The following is a 24,006-nucleotide window of genomic DNA, read 5'->3' as shown; positions in this document are numbered from 1 at the left end:
TTCATATATTCATATGATAACATGAAATATGTAGTAGCAACATATGTAAGTATAAAAAAAGTGTGACAGTTACCTTTGCTCCACAGGTAAGTGAACAGGTACATCAAAATACCATATAAAGAAGAAGGCAATTGGCACGGAAATGATATAAGCAATTAATGGCCTTTTATAAAATAACCAAAGCATCGGGAACATAAAGATATCAAATCCAGCTGACCAGGCTAAGCTCCAACCATATTGATAATCAATATGAGAGGTTAGGCTCATAATCCATTCTATTGCAACAAAAATTGTGATCCACCAAACATAATGGCGAAGAACCTTCACTTTTCCAGTTGGATAATTGCCTACAAATAGTAGTGCACAACCAGGAAAAACAATAAAGGTGTACAACATTTCTGTAAGTGTGTGATTGGAAAGGAAATCAGAATCTAAGCGCCATAAAAAATAGCTTGCTGTTAAAAAATTATAAGTAAGATTACCGATTGCAAAATAAAGCATAACCGTATGGTACTTTTTCCAATTTCTCCAATCACCCCAACGCCAAACCGAAAAGATTACAAAGAGGGTAATAACTACATGCATCAAAATCATTCCTTAAAAAAGATGTTCAATATACTTACAAGTATGTGTAATTTTGATGAAAATATGAAAGCAGTACTTAATAGTAAAAAATAGGTAATTATTTAACAAAATAATTACAATAGTATTAAAATTTAAATTCTATTTCTTTCCTAGGGTGGTTATTATTGTTATAATAAATAAACTATAATGGATATAAACTTATGGAAGCGAAAGGGAAAAATTATGGTAAAGTCAAAAGAAGAATTAGAGAAGAAATTTCATATGAAGCACAATAATCTTTCTAGTGGTGGACATATTTTATATGTGTATGATGATGAAAGAAAATATGTGGACAACTTGTTTAATTATATTGTTGAAGGGTTAGAAAATAAAGAACACATCATTGTGTTTGAGTCTGATGTCCGTGTTACTCAGATGCAAGATAGAATAAAAAAACATGCAGTAGCAAAGCATCTAATTGATCAAGTAATTTTTTTGAAGGAAGATTGGCTGTATGAGAATCAAGAACAATCTTATGACCTATTTACGAACCTTGCTGATCAATACATACAAAATGAAATTCCGTTAAGAACATGGGGAAATGTAAAGGTAGGTCATCCCGAAAAGACTTTAACATATGAATCAGACTGTAATGACTATATTTGTAAGCAACAATTTTTTTGCGTTTGTGCATATAATGGTCGAGAAATCTCAGCAACGCTTCTTACAAAACTACTTACTGTTCATGAGTATTTTATGACAGACGATTCATTAGTACCTTCAAGTTATTTTCATCATAATCCTAAGTCAGTCCCTTCTATTACGGAACAAATTAAGCTAGAACGTAGAGCGGAAAATGAATTACTAAGATCTGAACAACTGACGTTTGCAGGTCAATTTGCAGCAGGCATTTGTCATGAGATTAGAAATCCATTAACGACAATCAAAGGTTTTTTTCAGTTGCTAAAAGAGGATAATCTTAATGATATGTACTATCAAGTTATTGAAAAAGAGTTAGATCGGATTCAGCAGATTACGAGCGAATTACTCCTATTAGCCAAGCCACATTCTGAAGAAAGAGAACACCATAATTTGGCAGAACTAGTGAATGAGGTAATTATCTTGTTAGAATCGCAAGCAATTATGAAAAGTATCATAATTGAAACAAATATACATGAAGAAGATTTGATAATTGATTGTGAAGATACGAAAATAAAACAAGTCATTATAAATGTTGTGAAGAATGCAATTGAAATTATGAATAAAGGTACTATAACTGTAGAAGTGGGTAAGAAAGATCGGTTTGCCCAGTTAAAAATAAAAGATGAAGGACCAGGAATACCAAGAGATGTCATAGATAAAATAGGGCAACCATTTTTTACAACTAAAAAAGAAGGAACAGGACTCGGATTAATTATATCTTTTAACATTATTAAGAGTCACGGTGGTACGGTTGAAATCGATAGTGAAGAAGGAAAAGGGACAATATTTACTTTTTCATTACCATTAATTTAGCATTTATATTATATACTACATAATCCTATTTCAAAATAAAAACAGCATGGTTACTCATGCTGTTTATTTATATTCAAAAGTATAACGTAGTTAAGCGCGGTGGTCTCTATCTTTTTGTTGAATGTATCTTTTCAAGTGTATAGAATGAATTATCCTGATTAACGGTCGAATACTGTATTGTACACTTGCAATTACAAAGAGCCATATTCCTATGTTCTTCAGGGACTCATAAAAAAACAAAATGCTTCCAATGAGGAACCATAAAGCAATGAGAAAGTCATTGATATTGTATATGATTTGATAAGACTTTTTGAAAAATAAATCATATTTGCCAAGTAGAACTTCAACATAATCATTATCTCTTCTGTTCTGCATCTAGATGAATCATCCTTTCGTTTGTGATTTACTCTTTTACCTATACCACATAAGGACTCATCTGTAACATTAACGATTTAGATTGAAATAATATAAATAACAATACATAATATGAAAACAACCATACTAACAAAGATTAGCGCGAACTTTCTTGAAGTATTTGCAGTCTGTATTTCTTTCCAATTAACTGGCTTAATACCACTGAACCAAAATACAAGAATAGCCGATAAAATAATGGAGCTTATATTCACTAATAAAAGAAGTAAAGGGGTAACGGATGCTGTCCAATTACTAGAACCAAGCATCATACCAAACACTACAGTAGGCGGTAATAGTGCTACAGAGACCATTACACCAACAAGTGCCTCTGATACCCTTTTAATAAAAGATAATGCCCCAGCTGCTCCAGCTGCTAAAGCAACTGCAATATCCATCATTTCAATTTGAGTGCGAGCTTGGAATTCATCACTTTCCACTGGTAACTCTAAGAAAAAGCCTACAGCAGCTGCAATACATAAAGGTACTACTAGTCCGTAGAGTGATGTGATTACGCTTTGACGCATTAATTTATAATCACCTAAAATAGCAGCGAATGCTAAAGAAGTAAATGGTCCAATCAATGGGGCAATCACCATTGCTCCGATGACAATTGCAGGGCTATTTTTAATGATTCCTGCTGTCGCAACAATTGCAGATAATAATAGAAACCAAGTAAAACTTCGTGTAATCTCGCTTGAGGAATGAACAACTGTATATAACTCGTGTCTACTTGCACGGAGCAGCTCAGCTTTTTTTTCTTGGTTATCATTAGTAGATGGATTGTTATCTTCTTCATCTTCGACTCGAGGGATATAGGTGTGAACGTTATATAGTAAAGCATGAAGATGCTCATCGTGTTTGGCTTCCATCTCTAAAAAATTTAGGATTTCTTCAGAAAGTGTCTTTTTTACAAGTATTCGTACTAATGATTGGTCATCCGATGGATCGGTATGCCAGTAAGAAATGGTACTATATTCTTCAATCTTTTCCAATAGCTTTTGAAGTGACTGCTTAGGGATATAAACTTCAATTAGTTGTAGTTCCATTGATTCCACTCCAGTTTCACAGAAGAATTAATTCGTAGTATGTGATGATAAACAAATTAATATGTAAGCAGAGGTTAGTGGTTACTAAGCTGGAAATTCATTCTGACGGTTTATTTAGTTTTAAATAAGTGAACGATATTATTGTATAATAATAAAGTGAAAATGCTTAAAATAATAATGGAAAGTTAACGTTTGTCTAATAGGAGGAAAAAATTGTTTATTGCAATAGCTTTTTTCATAGTCATGTCTTTTTTTCTATCTGGTAGTGAAACAGCTTTAACAGCTGTTAATCGAACAAAAATCCAATCCAAAGCAGAGAGTGAGGATCCGAAGTCACAACGACTGCTAAAACTTATATCTAATCCAAATGAATTGATTACTGCCATTTTAATTGGCAACAATATATCAAATATTATGCTTCCTACCCTTGTTACCATTGTAGCCATTGATCGAGGGATTAATGTTGGAATTGCGACGGGGGTACTTACAGTTGTTCTGATTATTTTTGCAGAGGTACTGCCAAAGTCAATTGCAGCTACTTTTGCAGATAAAATTGCTTACATGGTTGCTCCTGCAATACGTATTTTACTTATTATTACGAAACCCCTGACTTTTCTTTTATCGAAATTTACAAATGCAGTTATCAGATTCCTTTCCAAAGGAAAAGAAAACGAGGCTACTGTTTCAAAAGAAGAATTAAAAACAATGGTTGACATTGCGCTTACAGAGGGTACATTCCACCATGAGGAAACGCATCATATTAAAGGTGCAATTGATTTTTATAGCAAGGACGTAAGGGATGCACTAAAAACACCCCGAATTGATATTCAAGGTATTCCATCTGATGCTACCTTTGAAGTAGCAAGAGAAATAGTACTATCGAACAACTATACACGATATCCAGTATATAAAGATAACATGGATCACATTGTAGGGGTATTTCATTCCAAGCTCTTATTGGAATGGTCGATAAATCCTGCCAAGCAATTAAAAGATTTTGCTGATTTAGATCCTTTATTTGTGTCAGAAACGGCTTCAATCGAAAAAGTTTTTAAAATGATGTTAAAGGAGAAAAAGCACCTCGCTATTGTTATTGATGAATATGGTGGGACAACAGGTATCATCACTAATGAAGATATTATCGAAGCCATGATTGGGCTTGAGATAGAAGATGAGACCGATGAAGAAGAAGATGTACTGATTGATGAACTAACAGAGTCCCACATCATATGTCATGGGAAGTTAGCAATCCGCCGACTAAACGAAGTGTTTAAAACAAAAATACCTGAAGATGAGGATATACTAGCAGGTTTTTTACTTAAGGAGTTTGGCTATATACCAGATGAGGAAGAAGATCTTGAGTACCACCATCTACATTTTGTTATTAAGAAAGTGGAGGAGAATAAGTTAACACAAGTGGAAATTACAAAAAAAATAAACCAAAGTAATTAGAAGAAGCAGGCATTTGTGCTTGCTTTTTTTTATTTGCATTAATTCTTTCATAAAGACAAGCATATACATCTACAACACATTCTGTTAACAAAGTTGGTGTTGTATTGTATTTTTTAAAGAAAGGACTAGCCATTGTTATAGGCAGTATTTTACTGGCAATTGGAGTGAATTACTTTTTTGTACCATATCATGTCCTCGATGGTGGAATGATTGGTATTGGCCTAATTGCAAAATATATTTGGGGAATGAAAATTGGGCTTACGATTATCTTGTTAAGTATCCCGATCTTCGTTATTGCGTGGTTTAAATATAGAACGTATTTCTATAATAGCTTACACGGTCTATTAGTATCCTCTTTTTTTATTGATTTGTTTCGTACGATCAGAAGCGCCCCGATTCAACTAGATGCGCCATTTAGTTCTATTATTGGTGGGATATTCGTTGGACTTGGCATTGGGATCATGCTTCGTGTCAAAACGAGTACTGGTGGAACAGACTTGATTGCCCAATTTATTTCGGATTTGTCCGGGATAAATGTAGGAATTATTATATTTCTAATTGATTCGATTGTTATCTTAGTGGGGGGATTACTAATATCAATGAATACATTATTGCTTTCAATTGTTGCCATCCTTGTAGTTGGTATTACAACCAGTATCTATACGTGGAAACCTGCCAAGCATGATGTTGATCAAATTCATTAATGGGTTATAATCTAAGCAGATGGAAAGTATTCATTAAAAGAGGTAGTACGTACTGCAAAAAATGTATAAACTCTGTCGTAAGCCAATATTCTCAAGGAACACGATCACTGACTATAACTTGATCCGAGGGCTAATTACAGTAAGTTAATGAAGAATACAGACAATAATCGGCTCTTCGTTCTCTTTCTTGTCCATAGTTGTGCTAACCTCGGACATCAATAGGCTCTTCGTTCTCTTTCTTGTCCATAGTTGAGACAACTTCGGACATCAATGGGCTCTTCGTTCTCTTTCTTGTCCGTAGTTGAGCTAACCTCGGACAACTATCGGTTCTTCGTTCTCTTTCTTGTCCGTAGTTGTGCTAACCTCGGACATCAATAGGCTCTTCGTTCTCTTTCTTGTCCATAGTTGAGACAACCTCGGACATCAATGGGCTCTTCGTTCTCTTTCTTGTCCGTAGTTGTGCTAACCTTGGACACTAATCGGCTCTTCATTCTCTTTCTTGTCCATAGTTGAGACAACTTCGGACATCAATGGGCTCTTCGTTCTCTTTCTTGTCCGTAGTTGAGACAACCTCGGACACTAATCGGCTCTTCAGTCTTTTTTGAGAGGTGGTTATAGTAAGTGAAGTGCACAATTAACTATAATAAGACCCGAGAGTCATTTATAGTTAGAGAAGAGCACAAACACTGACAGTTAGTTAGTGCACTGTAAAATTTCTTGTTTTCCATATATGTTACGACGCATTTTCCATCAACTCTTTAACACAATCTTATAATAAGTAGAAGCAAAAGCGAGGTGTCCTATGGAAATTATCCAATCAAAGGATTATGAACAGATTGCCCGTTTGAACAAATCGGTCCATGATCTACATCATTCGTGGTATCCTGATGTCTTTAAACCGTATGATTATGAAAATATAAAATATTTCTTTCAGCAAATCATGAAAGAGCCGACATGCAAGTTTTTATTAGTACAAGACGATTCACATGCAGTTGGGTATGCATGGGCTGAAATAATAGAATATAAACACAATCCCTTTAGGAAAGATGTTAAGCTTCTTTATCAGATCGCAATTGATGAACGGTATAGATCAAAAGGATATGGTGAAAAGCTAATGGATGCTTTGTATAGTGTAGCGAGGAAGAACGAAATAAAAAGAATAGAGCTTGATTACTGGGTGCAGAATGTCATGGCCGATACTTTTTATAAAAAAGAAGGTTTCAAAAAGACAAGAGCGTTTGTTTACAAGGAACTCTAATACGACGTTATTAGCTTGACATAAAAACAAACCACTTGGAGCCTATCCAAATGGTTTGTTTTGTCTAATGTTCATACATCATTTTTCTAGTCATGCCACCATCAATAACTAAATTTTCTCCATTGATAAAATTGTTTTTAGGATCAGTTAGAAATAGACAGGCACTTGCGATGTCTGAAGGAGTCCCAACACGCTTAGAAGGGTGTTGATCATGATCGATTTCACGTAATGAATCGTAATTAGTTGTTTCAATCCACCCAGGACTTATTGCATTTACAGTGATATGTTCCTCTTGTAATGACATTGCTAACGCATGCGTTAGCGATGAAATCCCACCTTTTGTCGCAGCATAAGCTTCAGAATTTGCCTCGGACATGGACGCACGTGTAGAAGCAATATTAACAATAGAACCTCCATCTTTATTCGTTCGCATATGCTTTGCTGCTTCTCTGGCACAAAGAAAGGCGCCACGTAAATTTGTATTGATTACGTCATCCCATTCATCCACCGTAATATCAAAAATAGATGTAAAGCGAGAGACACCTGCATTATTGATCAGAACATGTATATGACCAAAATGATTTATTGCCTTGTCCATTAAGTTTACAATGTCTTCGGGCTTCCGAACATCTGCTTGAACGAAAACTGCATTACCATTAAGATCTGTCTGAATTTGTTTAACTGTTTTCCTCCCAGCCTGTTCATCTACATCAGCCACAACGACTTGTGCACCTGCTTCTGCATATGCCATAGCTACTGCTCTTCCAATTCCGTTTCCTGCACCAGTTACGATAACAGTTTCCATATATAACACCTTCTATCATAAATTATTTATGTTGATCCATAGGGAAAGATAAAATAAAGGTTGTACCTTCTCCAAGTTTGCTTTGTATCTCAATTGCCCCATCATGAATATCTACCAGTTTCTTTACGATCGACAATCCTAAACCAGTCCCACCATGTGACCTAGAACGTGATTTATCAACACGATAAAATCTTTCAAACAAATACGGTACATCTTTTTCGGAAATACCTATCCCTGTATCTTCTACAGTTATTTTGATTTGCTTGGAATGTTTAAAAACTCGAACAAGGATGTTTCCCTTTTCTGTGTATCTTGTTGCATTTTCTAACAGGTTCGTTAATATTTGTTCCATTCGTTGACCATCTGCATATAAGACTACACCCTCAGGAGGTGCTTCATATGACACAGTAATTCCTTTGTTTTTGGCTTTTATCATGATTTTATTTATCACCATATCAATGACTTCTGTTATATCTATATCTTCTTTATGAAGGTTTAATTTCCCTTCCTCGATCTTAGATAAATCCATTAAGTCATCCATTAAGTTGTTCATTTGATTTGTTTCTTTTTCAATGATATCTAAATAAGTCTCTTTTTCTTCCTCTGACTGATAGAGCTTTTTCTTCAAGGCGTTGGTGTACCCTTTTATATAGGTAAGAGGTGTTTTTAATTCGTGTGTAATATTAGCAAAGAATTCATTCCGATTTGTTTGATATGTTTCTAGGGTTTGGGACAGGTTGTTGATCGCATTTGCAAGAGATCCAATTTCATCGTTTCCTTTGTAGGTAACTCTCGTACTGAAATCTTTTTTATCTGCAATACGTTTGGTTGCCTTTTCCATTTGTAACAGTGGAGAAGCAAGTTTTATCGACATAAAAAAAGTAAAGCCAATCGCTAATACCACTGCACCAATACTAGCCAAGATTACTAATTTTGTAATATTGTAAACCGATTGATAGGTTGAGTCTAATGATGATAAAAGATAGATACTTCCTGTATAAGTGCTGCCTGCCATGATCGGTTGGGCAACCTTTAAGTATTGGGTGTCGTTATTTATGTATTCTGTATTTATAGGTGTACCTGATTTTAGTAACGATTGTTCTCGGGGAGTCGAAAGGCCCTCTTCTTTTAGTTCGCTTAGTCCTGCCTTTGAAATAATACGCCCATCTGGGTCTATTAAAACAGCTTTCATGCCGGTGACCTCTGTATAAGTATAAATAGAATCCCAAGCATGTTGATCATTTACCGATGTAAAGCTTTGTGCGTATTTTCTAGACAGGTCAATAAGTTGCGATTCTACTTCATTATAAGAGTAGTTAGATACAATCTGTACGATGATGTATCCTAGTGGTATCAAGATAATTAATTGAAGGAAAAGAATAGTAGCTCCTAATTTTGTCACCACACTGTTTAGCTTCATTCCGAATCACCTGAGGAAAATTTATAACCAACACCCCAAATGGTTTTTATCGGTTGCACCTGCAGTCCAGCTTTTTTTAGCTTATCTCGTACATACCGGACGTGCGAATCCACGGTGCGGATATCGACAATGTCATTTAAACCCCATACCTTATCTAGTAATTGCTCTCTTGTGTACACCCAATTTTGATTGGAGGCGAGCAAATATAATAAATCAAATTCTTTTGGCGTTAATTTAAGTGGGATGTTAGACACAAGTACCTCTCTTGATTCAGGCTTTATGATTAGCTCATTTATAGAAAGTATAGAGCCTTCAGTTGATGGGGCAGGAACTCTTCTCAATTGAACGTGTATTCTTGCTGCAAGCTCTTCTGGGTCGAAAGGCTTTACGACATAATCATCTGCGCCGATCGTTAAACCTTCTACTTTATCTTTTGATTCATTTAATGCGGTAAGTAAAATAATAGGGATATCTTTATTGAAAGTTCGTATTTTTTTGCACACTTGTTTTCCGTCTAAATTTGGCATCATAATGTCTAGCAAAACAATATCCACTGGTTCTTTCTCTACTAATTCTATTGCCTCATAACCGTTAGATGCTTCTAATAATTGATAAGAGTCCTGTAAATGAATGCGTAATAACATGCGCATTTGGGCTTCATCATCCACGATGAGAACCTTAGGTTTCTTCATATTTTTCACTCGCATTCCATTAATAATATATTCTTATTCTTCCACTTGATCATAAAGAAAAACACGCATATAGTAAAATGTTTTCCTTCTAAAAAGCAACCGAATCCGCGATACTGTGAAATAGCGCATAGATGCAGGGGGTAAATGTGAACTTTTTATGTCTAAAAATATTTCTTCATACTTTCATCATATTTACATGTCAAAATGATTCATTAGTTAAAGGAATATTTTATGCACTTTATAAACGCTTAAGTTTATTAATTATTTTATTCAAGGCATGTATAGAAAAAGTGGTCCGCTTTAGTTAGAAAGGAGATATTTTTGTGAAGAAAATTCGTCGTCTGCTATTTATTATTCTAATCGCATTAACAACTGTAACCTTAACTGGATGTGAAAATAAACTTGTTGTATTTGATCCTCAAGGACCGGTTGCACGCAATTTATCAGATCTAATTATTTATTCCATTATTTTCATGGCAGTGATCGTAGTAATAGTTTTTATTCTATTCGGAACGATCATTTGGAAATACCGTGAAAGAAAAGACAATATGGATTATGAACCCGAAGAGGAAGAAGGTAGTAAAGCACTAGAGATCACGTGGTTCGTTATACCAGTACTAATTGTTATTGCCTTAACAATCCCAACGGTTATGGTTACTTACGAATTGGAAGGAGTTCCAGAAGGATATGAGGATGAAGAACCTTTAGTAATCCACGTTACATCTGCCGACTGGAAATGGGTATTTAGTTATCCTGAACAAGATATTGAAACAGTTAACTATATCAATATTCCTGAAGACCGCGCTGTGCAATTTAAGATGACTTCTACAGGTACGATGCAGTCATTTTGGGTTCCAGCTCTTGGTGGACAAAAATACACCATGGCTAATATGCAAACGAATCTATATTTAGTAGCTGATAATCCAGGGTCTTATATTGGTAGAAATACTAGTTTTAACGGAAAAGGATATGCACACATGGACTTCGAGGTCTTAGCGCAAACAAGAGCTGATTTTGAAGAATGGGTTGAAGAAGTAAAAGCAACTGCTGATACATTAACAGCAGAGAAATATAAGGAAATTATTAAGCCAGGAAATGTTGGGCGTATGACATTTAATGAGACGCATCTTCAATGGATTGACCATGCTCATGGGTATTCAGAGGAATTTATAGATTTTAGTAACTATAAAGCACCTCATGGTGACCATGGAGACCATGGTGACCACGAAGAAGATGAAACTTCTGAAACACCGGAAGAAAGTAATGGAACTAGTCATGAGGGGCATGACAGTCATAGCAGTCATGGAAATGGAGGCGAGTAAGCATGAGTCTTGATCAAATATTAGTTACTGGTGATCCGATGATCTTAGCATCTCAGATCGCTATCTTAATCACAATGATCGCGCTTATCGTTGGTATTAGCTATTTTAAGAAATGGAAATATCTATGGAGCGAATGGTTTACAACGGTTGATCATAAGAAAATCGGTATCATGTATATTTTAGCTGGTGTAATTATGTTCTTCCGTGGTGGGGTAGATGGCCTGATGATGAAGGCACAGACTTCCCGCCCGAATATGGAATTCTTAGATGCCCAGCATTATGATGAAATATTTACAACGCACGGCGTCATTATGATTTTATTTATGGCGATGCCTTTATTAATCGGTATTATGAACGTAGTAATCCCGCTACAAATCGGTGCACGAGATGTTGCATTTCCGAAATTAAATGCACTTAGCTTCTGGACGTTCTTTGTTGGAGCAATGCTATTTAACATTTCATTTGTTATTGGTGGTTCTCCTGATGCTGGTTGGACATCTTATTTCCCACTGGCTGGTAAAGAGTTTACACCAGGCGTAGGAAACAACTATTACGCAATCTCACTTCAGATTGCTGGTATTGGTACACTTGCAACAGGAATCAACTTTATAGTAACGATTCTTAAAATGAGAGCACCTGGTATGACATTGATGAAAATGCCGATGTTCACATGGACATCACTAGTTACTTCAGTAATTATTGTTGCAGCATTCCCAATTTTAACTGTAGCTTTAGCTTTTATGACATTAGACCGTTTATTCGGAACACACTTCTTTACCGTTGCTGGTGGAGGAGACCCGATGCTATGGTTAAACTTATTCTGGTTATGGGGACACCCTGAAGTTTATATTGTAGTATTACCAGCTTTTGGCATGTTTTCAGAAGTAATTTCAACATTCTCTCGTAAAAATCTTTACGGTTATTCTTCAATGGTTATCTCGATTGTTGGTATTGCATTCTTAAGTATGCTTGTATGGGTACACCACTTTTACACAATGGGTAATAGTGCGGCGGTTAACTCCGTATTCTCCATAACGACAATGGCGATTGCGATCCCAACAGGTGTAAAGATATTTAACTGGTTATTTACGATGCGAAAAGGACGAATTCAGTTTTCAACAGCGATGCTTTGGTCGCTTGCATTTATCCCATGTTTCACAATTGGTGGGGTAACTGGTGTTATGCTAGCGATGGCTGCAGCTGACTATCAATATCACAATACGATGTTCTTAGTGGCCCACTTTCACTATGTATTAATTCCTGGTGTTGTATTCGCCGTATTTGCAGGTCTTTACTACTGGTGGCCGAAAATGTTCGGATTCAAACTTAATGAAAAAATCGGTAAATGGCACTTCTGGTTATTTGTAATTGGATTTAACCTGACGTTCATGCCAATGTTCTTTGTTGGTTTAGACGGAATGACACGTCGTATGTACACGTACTCAGAAGGTCTTGGTTGGGAAGCATGGTTAGGTGTTTCAGCAGTAGGTTCACTTATTATGGCTGCAGGTTTTGCGGCACTATGTTACAACATTTATTGGAGCTTCCGTTTCGCTTCTCGTGAAGTAGGAAATGATCCTTGGGATGCACGTACACTTGAGTGGACAATGGCATCACCTGCACCACATTATAACTTTGCGGTAGTTCCAGAAGTGGATTCGATTGATCCGTTATGGAAGATGAAGAAAAAAGGAATAAAAGCCTTTACGAAAAAAGATTTAAAACCGATCCATATGCCAAGTAATTCAGGCATTCCGATTATAATGGGTATTGCATTTGGTATCGTAGGATTTTTCCTTGTATTCGAATGGTTCACGTTAGCCGCGATTTGGTCACTAGGAATCATTGGTGGACTAATTGCAAACTCCTTTGACTACGATGATGGATATTATGTACCTGTCGATGAAATTACAAAGACAGAAGGATTAGATGATACAGAACGCAAGTGGAAGGGTGATCAATAATGGCTTCAGGAACATCTTTACCATTAGAATATTCAACGAAACAAAATGAAATGAATATATTAGGTTTTTGGATTTTCTTAGGTGCAGAGATTGTACTATTTTCAACATTATTTGCTGGCTATGCAGTGTTAGAACATAACACTGCTGGTGGCCCAGCTGGTAGTGACATATTCATTATGAAGGATGTTATGATCCAAACATTTTTACTATTAACGAGTAGTTTTACATGTAGCTTAGCGATCCACCAAATGCGTAATAACAACTTGAAAGGTTTAATTACATGGTTGCTTATTACAATGGCGCTTGGTCTTGGTTTCTTGTACATGGAAATTAATGAGTTTATTCATTATGTGCACGAAGGGGCAACAATGCAAACAAGTGCATTTCTATCTGCTTTCTTTACGTTACTAGGTACGCACGGTGCACACGTAACACTAGGTATAGGCTGGTTAACGTTATTAATTATTCAACTAGTAAAACGCGGTATAACGCCAGTTACTGCGCGTAAGACTTTTATTATCAGCTTATACTGGCACTTTTTAGACGTTGTATGGATTTTCATCTTTACTTTCGTTTACTTGAAGGGGTTGATGTAGGTTGGAAAAAACAAACAAAATCTTCCCTGGTAAAATGGTCTTTGGTTTCTTTTTGTCGATTGTCATGACTGTATTAGCAGCAATTGTTTTCTATACAGATTTCACTTCATCCGTGAAATTGTGGATCATCGGGGCATTAGCAATATTCCAAGCCGGTGTGCAGTTAATTATGTTCATGCATATGAATGAAGGAAAGTCTGGAATGATTAATACGATTAATATTGTTTATAGTGTGTTTATTGCCGCAGTAATTGTTGCTGGTTCAATCTGGATTTTATCTACTGGTCACGCAGCCCATTACTAATAAAATATATTTGGAGTTTATTTAAACTGCACCTCTCGTAGGTGCAGTTTTTTTGTTAACAAAATGAATAAAAATATGGACTTTATAGCACACATAAATAGAAGTCTGAATACGGTATTCGTGGGATAATTAATATATGTAGTATTTATTTTAGTATTTGCGATTAAACAACGGAAAATAGTGAAAGAATGTAGAAAATGACTGAAAGGGGTTTGCGTTCATGCTTCTATCCTTATTTATTATAACGATGACGGTTTTTGTTGTTTTTGGATTATTAACCTTCATTGAAAAAATTAGTTTCCGCAAAAGAAGAAAAAACTCCTTAGATTCAGAATCTAATTTACCATCCTCCATAATATTCGAGCGAAGGTGAAAAATTATGTTCATACTAAATTAAGAACCGCCTTTTATACAGGGAATTAAAAAGGCGGTTTTTAAATATATCTAGTGTATAACATCATTTTTCTTATCGATGTATAGGCTTCCATCTTTTTGTAATTCTGCATAAAAAACGTCACCAACATCCTTTATTCCAACATCTTCTAGTTGCTTATCTATCCATTTTTTGTCTAAATTTAAATCCTCTAAGTTCTTCTGATTTACGGTACCATCGGAGATAACTTCAGTCGGCATTGGATACACATCATCAGCCACTTTTTGCAATAGCATATCACTTCTTTTAACCGATTGTTTATTATGTTTTTTCATAACAGATAGTTTCCCATCCGTTTCAAAAATGGCATAATCAACATCAGCGATAGAAAAGGCATTTTTTTCTCTAAGTATTGCATTTAATGCATCTATGTCTAATCTTGCTTTTCGAAGTGCCGATTCCATAATTTGTCCATTTTTAATTAGAATTAATGGTTCGCCTTCGATGAATTTTCTTGCTTTCTTTGATTTTATATCAATTAGTCCCATTACAATAGTTAATGCACTCCAACCTGCTAGGGCAATAATACCATTACGAATACTAAGGTTTTGACTTACAACTAAATTAGCTGCAATCGAACCTATTGCAATTCCGGATACAAAATTAAAAAAAGTTAATTGTGATAATTCTTTTCTTCCCATTACTCTTGTTAATCCAAGTAGAACGAAGAAAGACAAACCAATTCGAAGCAATAATTCAGATAGCTCCATTTTATAAGTTCTCCTTTCTAGATAGAAGTACGTTTATCATGCTCGAAAAAATAATGATTATGTAATGAACAAAAGTTAACTGGAGACTAAATTTAAAGTAATAATTTAGGAATCGATACTAGTATGATCTTACTGTTTAAGTGGGTATCACAAGTAGTGATCGAATACATGAAAATACCTTTTCCGAAAAATTCGGGAAAGGTATTTTTGTTAGAATTAAATATTCATAATCCGAGTCTAAAGACAGATAATATAAACAATAAAGATGAAAGGAGTACGACTATGTCAATAAAACGTTTCTCATTTGTAGTTTTCTCGATTATCCTTTTAACTCCTATTATAGTCGGAGGCCATGTGAAGTGGTTTGCAAAGGTACCGGCTGAGAAAGTGCCTATTGAAGAAATACTTTCTCCACTTTTTATAACAGTGTCTCTCTTGGTTGCGGTACTTTTAGCTGTTTTGTCACAAGTCATGAACAAGTTACTGGATATTCCCATTGCTAAGAGAATGGATAAAACACTATCTAATTTAAGAAAGTATTCTAGGCATATTTTAAAATATGGTACTGCATTATCCTTTATTATTCAGGTGCTCTCAGGCTCTATGTTTGCTCCAGACTTTCCAATAACACAAACCTGGGAAGCTGTGGTCATGTGGCTTATTATTGTTGGTTTGTTAATACCTCATCACCTTGCTACCAAATGTGCTGCGATAATAATGCTAGGTTTATTTATCTATCAGTGGACTGATTCGGGCTGGTTCTATATGCTTGATTATGGCTTCTACATTGCCATTATCGGCGTGTTAATATTATGGAATACGAAATTTGAGAATTGGGGTTTCCCATTTCTATATTTAGGCACCGGACTTAGCTTATGTTGGGTCGCTGTAGAAAAATGGGTGTACCCCGGTATGACGGTTGATATTATTCATACACACCAAGTACCAACCTTTGGCTTTGACCCTCTTATATTTATTGTCTTAGCCGCATTTATCGAGTTTGTTGTTGGCTATCTACTCGTTGTTGGAATCTTAAATCGTATTCTAGCGGTTGTAGTAACCATCATATTCATTTTAACTACGACTATTTTTGGAATGACAGAAATCATTGGACATGCTATGATTCATGTTGTATTAATTCTTTTCATTATAGAAGGGGTGTCTTTCTATAATCCACCGGTAAAGATTCATAAAACAAGGTTTGATCAGATGGTCTTTGTTTTTCTTAATTTTATCTTTGTTTTATCAACTTTTATCTTAATTTATTATCGTTTTGCATAAAAATAAGTCAATTTATACACAATTGAAAAAAATCTTTGTGTTATATATAAATAAATGTTGTTGTTTAACTCAACTTCTATCAAAATAGAAGTAGGTGTTAGTACCAAATACTTATGATTGGGGTTTGAATGATGAAAGTTGCATGGATTACTGACAGTACGTGTGGTTTGTCAGCAGAATATATACAAAAACACAATATACATGTCTTACCTATGGTTGTGATTATTGATAATAAAGCATACAGAGAAGATGTAGATATTTCTAAAGAAGGTATCTATGAACTTCTAGAGAACTATGGTGAAGGGGCTAAAACAAGTCAACCTGCATACGGTGAGTTTGTTTCTTTATACGAAAAACTAAAAGAAGAGAAATATGATTGTGCCATTGCTATTCACGCATCAAGCGAATTAACAGGCACATATCAAAGTTCAGTAAGTGCGGCTCAGGAAGTTGATTTTCCTGTTGAGGTAATTGATTCAAGAATCGGCGATTACTGTTTAGGCAAGATGATTGAAAATGGAATTGATCTGCAGTCAAAGGGTAGTTCTTTTGAAGAAATTTCTTCTGTATTAAAGACTTATCCAAATAGCACTGAAATGTATCTACTTCCCAAAAGTTTAGATCAACTAAAGAGAAGTGGAAGGGTCAGTACTACACAGACCGTATTTGCTAACTTATTGCACATAAACCTTATTTTGAAGTTTGATAACGGTAAAGTTGTTGTTGACGATAAAGTTCGTATAAAAAAGCGTGCGCATAAGAAAATCTTTCAAGTACTAGAGGAGGCAATTGCGACCTATCAACTGAAAGAAATTTGTATTTCCCATGCTGGAGTAAAAGAACAAGCACTTAATTGGAAAGAAGAGTTAGAGAGAGTGCATAAGGAACTCAAGATAAGGGTACAGTCGTTAGTTCCAGTAGCAGGTGTACATACTGGACACGGAACACTGTGCGTGTCTTGGATGAAAAAATAATAAAATATGTTGATAAAAAGGATAAGCGATGTCGACATGCTTATCCTTTTTTTACAATTTTATTTGGGAGGGAAGTTATGAATAGTTTTACTGACAAAGCTATTTCTATTATTAAAAGTATTCCAGAAGGGCAAGTGATGACATATGGCCAGATTGCAAGAAGTGCAGGTAACCCCCATGGTGCCAGACAAGTAGCAAGATTATTGCATACCATGAGTAAAAAGCATGGTTTACCCTGGCATCGTGTGATCAATAGTAAAGGCGAGATTAGCCTAAATGGCGAGGGTTTTGAAACACAAAAATATCTGTTGGAAAAAGAAGGGATAGCGTTTAGTTCAAACAGTAGAATTAATTTGACCTTTTATCAATATGAGTTTGCGTATAGTGAATAAGTAATCGAAAGAAACAACAGATGAAGGTGCATATATAACCAATCTTAATTGTAGGTTATTGGCTTTTTTTGTTTGATACGTTAAAGTAGAGTAATAAAAAGATAATTAAAGGAGAGACAGTTATGGGGCAACATTTTGATACAAAATCTGTACATCTAGCATTGAAAAGTACAAACTCCATCGATAGTAAAGTAACCCCTATTTATCAAACATCTGCATTTAAATTTACTGATTTAGAGGATTTAGAAAGCTTTTATCAGGGAAAAAAAGAATATTTATACACACGTGTTGGGAATCCCAATACAGATGAACTTGGAAGTGCTGTTGCTCAATTAGAAGGTGCACCTAGTGGTGTAGCAACTTCTTCAGGGTTATCTGCTATATTGGTAGGTGTGCTATCTGTAGCTAAAGCAGGAGATCATATTCTTGCATCTACAGATATTTATGGTGGGACATATCAATTGTTAGCGAATGAGTTAATTGATTTTGGTATTGAAGTTTCAATCGTTGATTTTGATGATCCACAAGTTGTTGAAAATAATATAAAAGAAAACACGAAATTAATCTATACGGAATCGATTACGAATCCACTACTTAGAGTGGAGAATATACAAGAAGTAGTAACTATAGCCAAAAAACACAATCTCTATACAATGATTGATAATACATTCGCTACTCCATATCTTTGCCAACCATTTGTAGAAGGTGTTGACTTAGTTGTACATAGTGCTACGAAATACTTAGGTGGTCATAGTGACGTAACTGCTGGAGTATTGGTTGGTCAAGAGGAGCTTGTAGCCAAAGCTAAAACAAAAGTTGTTAATATAGGCACCAATCTGAGTCCTTTTGATGCGTGGTTGGCTTGCCGCGGTATTAAGACATTGAGTGTACGAATGGAAAGACATGTGAAGAATGCACAAGCTTTAGCAGATGCACTAATAAACAATGAGTATGTGGATAAAGTTTATTATCCAAAATCGGTCTCACCTAAAGGGAACGGTGCCATTGTATCGATCGATATTACGAACTCATGTGACATTGATACATTCTTCAAATCGCTTGGGTGGGTCAAGATTGTTCCGACACTTGCTGGAGTCGAAACATCCGTTTCCTACCCATTATCTACCTCGCACCGTGCGCTTCCTAAAGAGGCACAAGATGAACTTGGTATTACGAAAGGTTTAATTAGAATTTCAGTAGGTATTGAAGACCAAGCAGATATTATTGCTGCATTTGAACAGGCGATTGCTATTTCTAAAAAATAATAAACAAAATGAAGCATGGGAGAGTAGTTCCTATGCTTTTTTACTTGAATATATGGGCAAGAACTCACCCCACACTCCGTACGCTAACGTCAGACTTTGTTTTTTTCTTTCCTCCACCATTCTTTTACATAATTTGTTTCTTTTAAGATAACGATAAACTAGAATTCATATGGAAGAAGGGAAGAAGCAAATGAAAGCTGTTACGTATCAAGGAAAATATTCGGTTGCAGTCACAAAGAAAGAATACCCTAAAATTGAAGATGCAGAAGATGTAATTATAAGAGTGACGTCCACCGCGATATGTGGCTCTGATTTACATTTATATCAAGGCAACTTTCCACTACCGATTGGTTACAGTATTGGGCATGAACCTATGGGAATTGTAGAAGAGGTTGGCCCGGGTGTAACGAAAGTGAAAAAAGGTGATCGTGTAGTTATCCCTTTCACAGTAGCATGTGGGCATTGTCAATATTGTAATGAACACCATGAAAGTCAGTGTGACAATGCTAACCCACATTATGATTCTGGAGGGTATTTTGGATATTCCGAGAAATTTGGCAACCATCCAGGAGGGCAAGCAGAGTATTTAAAAGTGCCTTATGGAAACTATACACCATTTCTAATACCTGAAAGCTGTGAGTTGGAAGATAACTCTTTATTGTTTTTGTCAGATGTGCTTCCTACAGCGTACTGGAGTGTGAAAAATGCTGGTGTGAAACAAGGAGACACGGTTATTGTCCTTGGTTGTGGTCCTATTGGATTGATGGCTCAAGAATTTGCTTGGAAGGAAGGAGCTAAGCGGGTTATTGCAGTTGACTATATTGAAAATCGCTTAGCGCATTCAAAACAAGTGAATAAAACGGAAGTATTTGATTTTACCAAGCATGAGGATATGGGAGAAGTGTTAAAGGAAACTACCAAGGGTGGTGCAGATGTTGTTATTGATTGTGTAGGTATGGATGGAAAAAAATCACCACTCGAATTTGTTGAACAAAAGTTAAAATTACAGGGTGGTACAATCGGACCTATTCAAATAGCAACAAAAGCAGTGAAAAAATGTGGAACGTATCAAATAACAGGCGTCTATGGCGGTCTTTATAACATGTTTCCATTAGGACCGTTTTTTTCTAGAAACATAAATATTAAAATGGGGCAAGCACATGCTAGATCTTTTATGGAACCTCTATATAAACAAGTAGTAAATGGAGAAATCGATCCAACAAAAATCATTACACATGAACTTCCTTTAGACGAAGCACCACATGGGTATGATATTTTTAACAAAAAAGAAGATAATTGCATAAAGGTAGTACTTCGGCCATAAAAATAGTTTTAAGTAAAAAAATCGCATGATGATATGCGATTTTTTTGTTAGTACAAAAATAAATAAGTATAGGAGTAAGGAATGTCCTCAAAATACATATCTATTTCTGTTATTATACTCTTGTGCATTATGATTCTTTTAGTAAACATGAAATCCAATATTGAAATGGATAAAGCTCAAGCGAATGAAAACACCCTTCAATATGATCGTAGAGATGATATGTTTCGTAAGCTTTTAAATATAGATAATGTAGAATTAACGATTAATAGCATAGTGATCGATGAAAAAGTTATTCAATATCAAAACCATTATTATATTCCAATTAATCTGCTTGATTATTTTTTTGGTGTAAATGTAATACAATCCCCACTCCTTCATGTTGTAACAGTAAACTATGATGAAAAATCTATTAATCTCCCATTAATTAATCCATTCGAAGATGAACCAATTGCAAAAAAACTTTCGTTAGACAAAAGGGCTAATCAGAAATATACTACGCTTCATGTTGATGGAAAGACGTTTATTCCATTACAGTTTATCGAGAAGGAATTAGATTATAACTTGCAGGTCTCGTATCATGAAAAGCTAAGCATCAAAATCAGTAATGCAATGGAATTTCCCCTAGATGTTCCATTAATAAACCAAATGGAAAGCCCGAGGCTATATAATGGCTGTGAAGTTACAAGTTTAGCCATGATCCTTCAATATCACGGGGTAGAGGTATCAAAAAATCAGCTAGCAGATGAGATCGCAACAGTCCCTTTAACCTATAAAGATGGACTAAAAGGTCATCCGAATGAAGGTTTCGTTGGTGATATGGTAGATGGACCTGGATTAAGTGTCTATCATCGGCCGATTACAGAACTTGCGCAGTCCTATGTTGGTGAAAAAGCAGTAAATCTGACTGGATCTGAAATGGATACTATATTAGACTATCTAGATCATGGCATGCCGATCTGGGTGATTACGACTTCAAACAATACGCCTGTTTATAATTTTGAAACATGGCAAACACGTTCAGGTGATATAGAAGTCACTTACAGTGTGCATAGTGTCGTCGTTACTGGTTATGATGATACGCATATCTATATCAACGATCCTTATGGTGAGAAAAATAAAAAGGTTGACCGTTTTACTTTTAAACAAGCATGGGAACAGATGGGAAAACAAGCACTGATTATTAAAAAATAATCAGTGCTTGTTTTTTTTTTGCAAGTCCAAAACTGTATACATATCATGAGCAAGGTGAAAGATAAGTGTATAAAAGGAGGGTGACAACATGAATAAAGATCAGCAATTTCCTTTTAAAAAGAGTTATGAATCGGATGGAGTCATGGGTAAAGATAAAAAGAAGACGGAACAAAGGAAAAAACAAAATGAGGACGAAGTGGACGAGACAATGTTTTTCAATATTACAGAATCAAGTGAATAACATGCGAATGAGCCCCGTTATCAATATGGCTATAGCCTTTTGATAATGGGATCCATAATGAAAAAATCAAAGATACAGTAATAGGAGAGCTATCATGTTAATATAGAGGCAAATGTTATAATAAAGGTGGATAACTTAATGGAATTACAACCCATTCCAGATTACATAGATCGGAATCTTAAAGTGCTATTTGTGGGATTTAATCCCAGTATTCGTTCTTCCGAAACAGGTCATCATTTTGCAAATCCCAATAACCGTTTTTGGACTATTTTATATGAATCTGGTTTAACTAGTACAAAGCTGAATCCGCAAGAAGATCGTTCGTTATTGAATATTGGATATGGTTTATCTAATATTGTGGCAAGACCAACAAAGGAAGCGGCAGAGATTACGAAAGAAGAATACCAACAAGGTCGTTTGGAGCTTTTAGAAAAGATTAACAAGTACAGTCCTAAGGTTGTATGCTTTGTTGGAAAAGGTGTGTACCAGCAATTTAGTAAAGAAAAAAAGGTACCCTGGGGAAAACAGACGGATTCCATATCTAATTCAATTGAGTTTGTTGCGCCATCATCAAGTGGATTGGTAAGAATGAAATTGGATGAAATTGTATCGATCTATAAGCAATTACATAACTACATATAGGGAAGGGGAGGAACATAACGATGAAGTTTGCGATTGTTACCGGTGCTTCTAGAGGACTAGGAGAATCAATTGCTACGTTATTACTTAAAGAAGATTTTCATGTTATTGGTGTATCAAGAAAGAAAAATACGGAGCTAGAAAAGGTTGCAAAGCGGCATTCGGTATCTTACGTACATTATGCCTGTGATTTATCTGCTATAAAACAAGTAAACGATGTGTTTACAGAAATAGCAAATGAGTTTTTTTTAAATGGAGTAGAAAGTGTTCACTTGATCAATAATGCTGGAACCGTATCGCCAATGGATCAAGCAAAAAACTATGAATTTGAATCAATATCCGATCATATAACTGTAAATCTTACTGCACCAATGACTACAACTGCATTATTTTTAAGCAAGGCGAATGAATCAAATGTACCTGTTATAATTACGAATGTTACATCTGGTGCTGCAGATAGATCAGTGTATGGCTGGAGTGCCTATTGTAGTTCAAAGGCAGGCTTGAATCGCTTTACAGAAACTGTCGCAGTAGAACAAGATGAAATTGGGACTATGAATAAAGTTATTTTGTTTAACCCTGGAATAATGGATACAGAAATGCAAGGTGAAATTAGGTCATCCAGTGAAGAATCATTTAAGGATGTAGAAACATTCCGTCAATATAAACAAGATAAAAGTTTGAGAGATACAGATACGGTTGCAAAGACATTAGTGGATGTGTTAGTTAATGAAAATCAAATTATAAATGGTAAACAATATAATGTTAAAGAGCTGTTATAAAAGGCTTGATGCAAGTTCATAAAATCAAAATATATATAGACATTTACCCATTTTTTATTTTAGCCCTTCCATTCTTAGAAAAACGACATAGTCTATAAGTGAAATAAATAAAGGAGGGGTTATTGAATGAGTGCAGGTTATGGATATGGATCTGGCTTCGCGCTAATCGTCGTATTGTTTATCTTGTTAATAATTATTGGTGCTTCATGGGGTTATGGCGCTTATTAATAAGTAGCCTTCATCCTAGAAGGAAGAGACTATCTCATTTTGGGATAGTCTCTTTTTGTGTATGGGGCTTTTGTTAGGGATTTGTGTTACGACGGAATTTATATAAACTGTATATTACTTTAATTATTGAATTCACCGTCAATTAGCACAAGAAGACGTTCAGTAGCCAATCAAAATCACACACCGATTCGGACATCAATTAAGTGCGACTGCCATTCAGAGTCAGAATCTCCCACTGATTCGGACATCAATAACGTGCGACTGCCATTCAGAGTCAGAATCTCCCACTGATTCGGACATCAATAACGTGCGACTGCCATTCAGAGTCAGAATCTCCCACTGATTCGGACATCAATAACGCGCGACTGCCATTCAGAGTCAGAATCTCCCACTGATTCGGACATCAATAACGCGTGACTGCCATTCAGAGTCAGAATCTCCCACTGATTCGGACATCAATAACGTGCGACTGCCATTCAGAGTCAGAATC

24 protein-coding genes and 1 pseudogene are annotated in these 24,006 nt (G+C 35.5%); 18 read left to right on the top strand and 7 right to left on the bottom strand.

All coding sequences use genetic code 11. The features are described from left to right. Positions 1 to 69 precede the first annotated feature (69 nt). The gene (locus NYQ66_RS08240) at positions 70 to 585 is read right to left on the bottom strand and encodes a CBO0543 family protein (protein WP_259868712.1); all 516 of its coding nucleotides are present in this window, start codon (positions 583 to 585) and stop codon (positions 70 to 72) included. A 222-nt stretch (positions 586 to 807) separates the two neighbouring features. On the opposite strand from NYQ66_RS08240, the gene NYQ66_RS08235 reads away from it, so the two are divergent. Then, entirely contained in the window at positions 808 to 2,079 is a 1,272-nt protein-coding gene (locus tag NYQ66_RS08235; RefSeq protein ID WP_259868711.1) for an ATP-binding protein, read from the top strand. 90 nt (positions 2,080 to 2,169) lie between these two features. On the opposite strand, the gene NYQ66_RS08230 is transcribed toward NYQ66_RS08235, so the two are convergent. Together NYQ66_RS08230 and NYQ66_RS08225 are read right to left on the bottom strand one after the other, a co-directional pair. Next, positions 2,170 to 2,454, bottom strand: coding sequence for a YrhK family protein (locus NYQ66_RS08230; protein ID WP_259868709.1), 285 nt, complete (start codon positions 2,452 to 2,454; stop codon positions 2,170 to 2,172). Between the two features lie 77 nt (positions 2,455 to 2,531). After that, a complete protein-coding gene (locus tag NYQ66_RS08225; RefSeq protein WP_259868707.1) occupies positions 2,532 to 3,539 on the bottom strand; it encodes a TIGR00341 family protein in 1,008 nt (335 codons plus the stop codon). Between the two features lie 213 nt (positions 3,540 to 3,752). Between NYQ66_RS08225 and NYQ66_RS08220 the strand changes: the two genes are divergently transcribed. The 3 genes from NYQ66_RS08220 to NYQ66_RS08210 all read left to right on the top strand — a co-directional run bounded on the left by NYQ66_RS08220 (position 3,753) and on the right by NYQ66_RS08210 (position 6,953). Then, positions 3,753 to 4,991: a hemolysin family protein gene (locus NYQ66_RS08220; protein WP_259868706.1), complete on the top strand. Its 1,239-nt coding sequence runs from the start codon at positions 3,753 to 3,755 to the stop codon at positions 4,989 to 4,991. 104 nt (positions 4,992 to 5,095) lie between these two features. Then, positions 5,096 to 5,695, top strand: coding sequence for a YitT family protein (locus NYQ66_RS08215; RefSeq protein ID WP_259868703.1), 600 nt, complete (start codon positions 5,096 to 5,098; stop codon positions 5,693 to 5,695). A gap of 802 nt (positions 5,696 to 6,497) precedes the next feature. Then, the gene (locus tag NYQ66_RS08210) at positions 6,498 to 6,953 is read left to right on the top strand and encodes a GNAT family N-acetyltransferase (protein WP_259868700.1); all 456 of its coding nucleotides are present in this window, start codon (positions 6,498 to 6,500) and stop codon (positions 6,951 to 6,953) included. Positions 6,954 to 7,017: 64 nt separating this feature from the next. Here NYQ66_RS08210 and NYQ66_RS08205 read toward each other — a convergent pair whose 3' ends face one another. Genes NYQ66_RS08205 through NYQ66_RS08195 form a run of 3 tightly spaced genes read right to left on the bottom strand, consistent with a single transcriptional unit; the run spans position 7,018 to position 9,870 of the window. Then, a complete protein-coding gene (locus NYQ66_RS08205; RefSeq protein ID WP_259868699.1) occupies positions 7,018 to 7,758 on the bottom strand; it encodes an SDR family NAD(P)-dependent oxidoreductase in 741 nt (246 codons plus the stop codon). Between the two features lie 22 nt (positions 7,759 to 7,780). Beyond that, positions 7,781 to 9,178 (bottom strand): HAMP domain-containing sensor histidine kinase, encoded by a 1,398-nt coding sequence (locus NYQ66_RS08200; RefSeq protein ID WP_259868698.1) that lies wholly within the window; start codon positions 9,176 to 9,178, stop codon positions 7,781 to 7,783. After that, positions 9,175 to 9,870 (bottom strand): response regulator transcription factor, encoded by a 696-nt coding sequence (locus NYQ66_RS08195; RefSeq protein WP_259868696.1) that lies wholly within the window; start codon positions 9,868 to 9,870, stop codon positions 9,175 to 9,177. Before NYQ66_RS08195 ends, NYQ66_RS08200 begins: the two co-directional genes overlap by 4 nt. A 323-nt stretch (positions 9,871 to 10,193) precedes the next feature. Here NYQ66_RS08195 and qoxA point away from each other — a divergent pair, with 323 nt between their 5' ends. Genes qoxA through qoxD form a run of 4 tightly spaced genes read left to right on the top strand, consistent with a single transcriptional unit; the run spans position 10,194 to position 14,056 of the window. Then, positions 10,194 to 11,192, top strand: a complete 999-nt coding sequence (gene qoxA, locus NYQ66_RS08190; RefSeq protein WP_259868694.1) for a cytochrome aa3 quinol oxidase subunit II — start codon at positions 10,194 to 10,196, stop codon at positions 11,190 to 11,192. Between the two features lie 2 nt (positions 11,193 to 11,194). Beyond that, entirely contained in the window at positions 11,195 to 13,156 is a 1,962-nt protein-coding gene (gene qoxB / locus NYQ66_RS08185; protein ID WP_259868692.1) for a cytochrome aa3 quinol oxidase subunit I, read from the top strand. Further along, positions 13,156 to 13,752, top strand: coding sequence for a cytochrome aa3 quinol oxidase subunit III (qoxC, locus tag NYQ66_RS08180; RefSeq protein WP_259868690.1), 597 nt, complete (start codon positions 13,156 to 13,158; stop codon positions 13,750 to 13,752). Before qoxB ends, qoxC begins: the two co-directional genes overlap by 1 nt. Position 13,753: 1 nt before the next feature. Then, a complete protein-coding gene (gene qoxD / locus NYQ66_RS08175; protein WP_259868688.1) occupies positions 13,754 to 14,056 on the top strand; it encodes a cytochrome aa3 quinol oxidase subunit IV in 303 nt (100 codons plus the stop codon). A 444-nt stretch (positions 14,057 to 14,500) separates the two neighbouring features. Here the strand turns inward: qoxD and NYQ66_RS08170 are convergent, their stop codons facing one another. Continuing rightward, on the bottom strand, positions 14,501 to 15,199 hold the full coding sequence (locus tag NYQ66_RS08170) for a DUF421 domain-containing protein (protein WP_259868687.1): 699 nt from the start codon (positions 15,197 to 15,199) through the stop codon (positions 14,501 to 14,503). 282 nt (positions 15,200 to 15,481) lie between these two features. Here NYQ66_RS08170 and NYQ66_RS08165 point away from each other — a divergent pair, with 282 nt between their 5' ends. From NYQ66_RS08165 to NYQ66_RS08120, 10 genes and pseudogenes are all read left to right on the top strand, one after another. Beyond that, positions 15,482 to 16,480 (top strand): DoxX family membrane protein, encoded by a 999-nt coding sequence (locus tag NYQ66_RS08165; protein ID WP_259868685.1) that lies wholly within the window; start codon positions 15,482 to 15,484, stop codon positions 16,478 to 16,480. A gap of 131 nt (positions 16,481 to 16,611) precedes the next feature. After that, complete coding sequence (locus tag NYQ66_RS08160) at positions 16,612 to 17,454, top strand: DegV family protein (RefSeq protein ID WP_311202012.1); 843 nt, start codon at positions 16,612 to 16,614, stop codon at positions 17,452 to 17,454. 77 nt (positions 17,455 to 17,531) lie between these two features. After that, the gene (locus NYQ66_RS08155; protein WP_259868681.1) at positions 17,532 to 17,846 is read left to right on the top strand and encodes an MGMT family protein; all 315 of its coding nucleotides are present in this window, start codon (positions 17,532 to 17,534) and stop codon (positions 17,844 to 17,846) included. Between the two features lie 122 nt (positions 17,847 to 17,968). Continuing rightward, positions 17,969 to 19,111 (top strand): trans-sulfuration enzyme family protein, encoded by a 1,143-nt coding sequence (locus tag NYQ66_RS08150; protein WP_259868679.1) that lies wholly within the window; start codon positions 17,969 to 17,971, stop codon positions 19,109 to 19,111. Positions 19,112 to 19,301: 190 nt separating this feature from the next. Further along, positions 19,302 to 20,435, top strand: coding sequence for a zinc-dependent alcohol dehydrogenase (locus tag NYQ66_RS08145; RefSeq protein ID WP_259868677.1), 1,134 nt, complete (start codon positions 19,302 to 19,304; stop codon positions 20,433 to 20,435). Positions 20,436 to 21,053: 618 nt separating this feature from the next. Continuing rightward, positions 21,054 to 21,626: pseudogene (locus NYQ66_RS21435) on the top strand (C39 family peptidase); the annotation flags it as partial. Between the two features lie 88 nt (positions 21,627 to 21,714). Then, positions 21,715 to 21,867, top strand: a complete 153-nt coding sequence (locus tag NYQ66_RS08135; RefSeq protein WP_259868674.1) for a hypothetical protein — start codon at positions 21,715 to 21,717, stop codon at positions 21,865 to 21,867. Positions 21,868 to 22,005: 138 nt separating this feature from the next. Next, positions 22,006 to 22,509 (top strand): G/U mismatch-specific DNA glycosylase, encoded by a 504-nt coding sequence (gene mug, locus NYQ66_RS08130; RefSeq protein ID WP_259868672.1) that lies wholly within the window; start codon positions 22,006 to 22,008, stop codon positions 22,507 to 22,509. A 20-nt stretch (positions 22,510 to 22,529) separates the two neighbouring features. Further along, positions 22,530 to 23,288, top strand: a complete 759-nt coding sequence (locus tag NYQ66_RS08125) for a (S)-benzoin forming benzil reductase (protein ID WP_259868670.1) — start codon at positions 22,530 to 22,532, stop codon at positions 23,286 to 23,288. Positions 23,289 to 23,414: 126 nt separating this feature from the next. Continuing rightward, complete coding sequence (locus NYQ66_RS08120; RefSeq protein ID WP_259868667.1) at positions 23,415 to 23,516, top strand: YjcZ family sporulation protein; 102 nt, start codon at positions 23,415 to 23,417, stop codon at positions 23,514 to 23,516. Positions 23,517 to 24,006: the final 490 nt, after the last annotated feature.

The organism is Aquibacillus koreensis (assembly GCF_025154055.1).
GTDB lineage: Bacteria > Bacillota > Bacilli > Bacillales > Amphibacillaceae > Aquibacillus_C > Aquibacillus_C koreensis.
The sequence above is the reverse complement of the archived record's forward strand: the minus strand, read 5'-3'. Positions and strand labels throughout refer to the sequence as shown.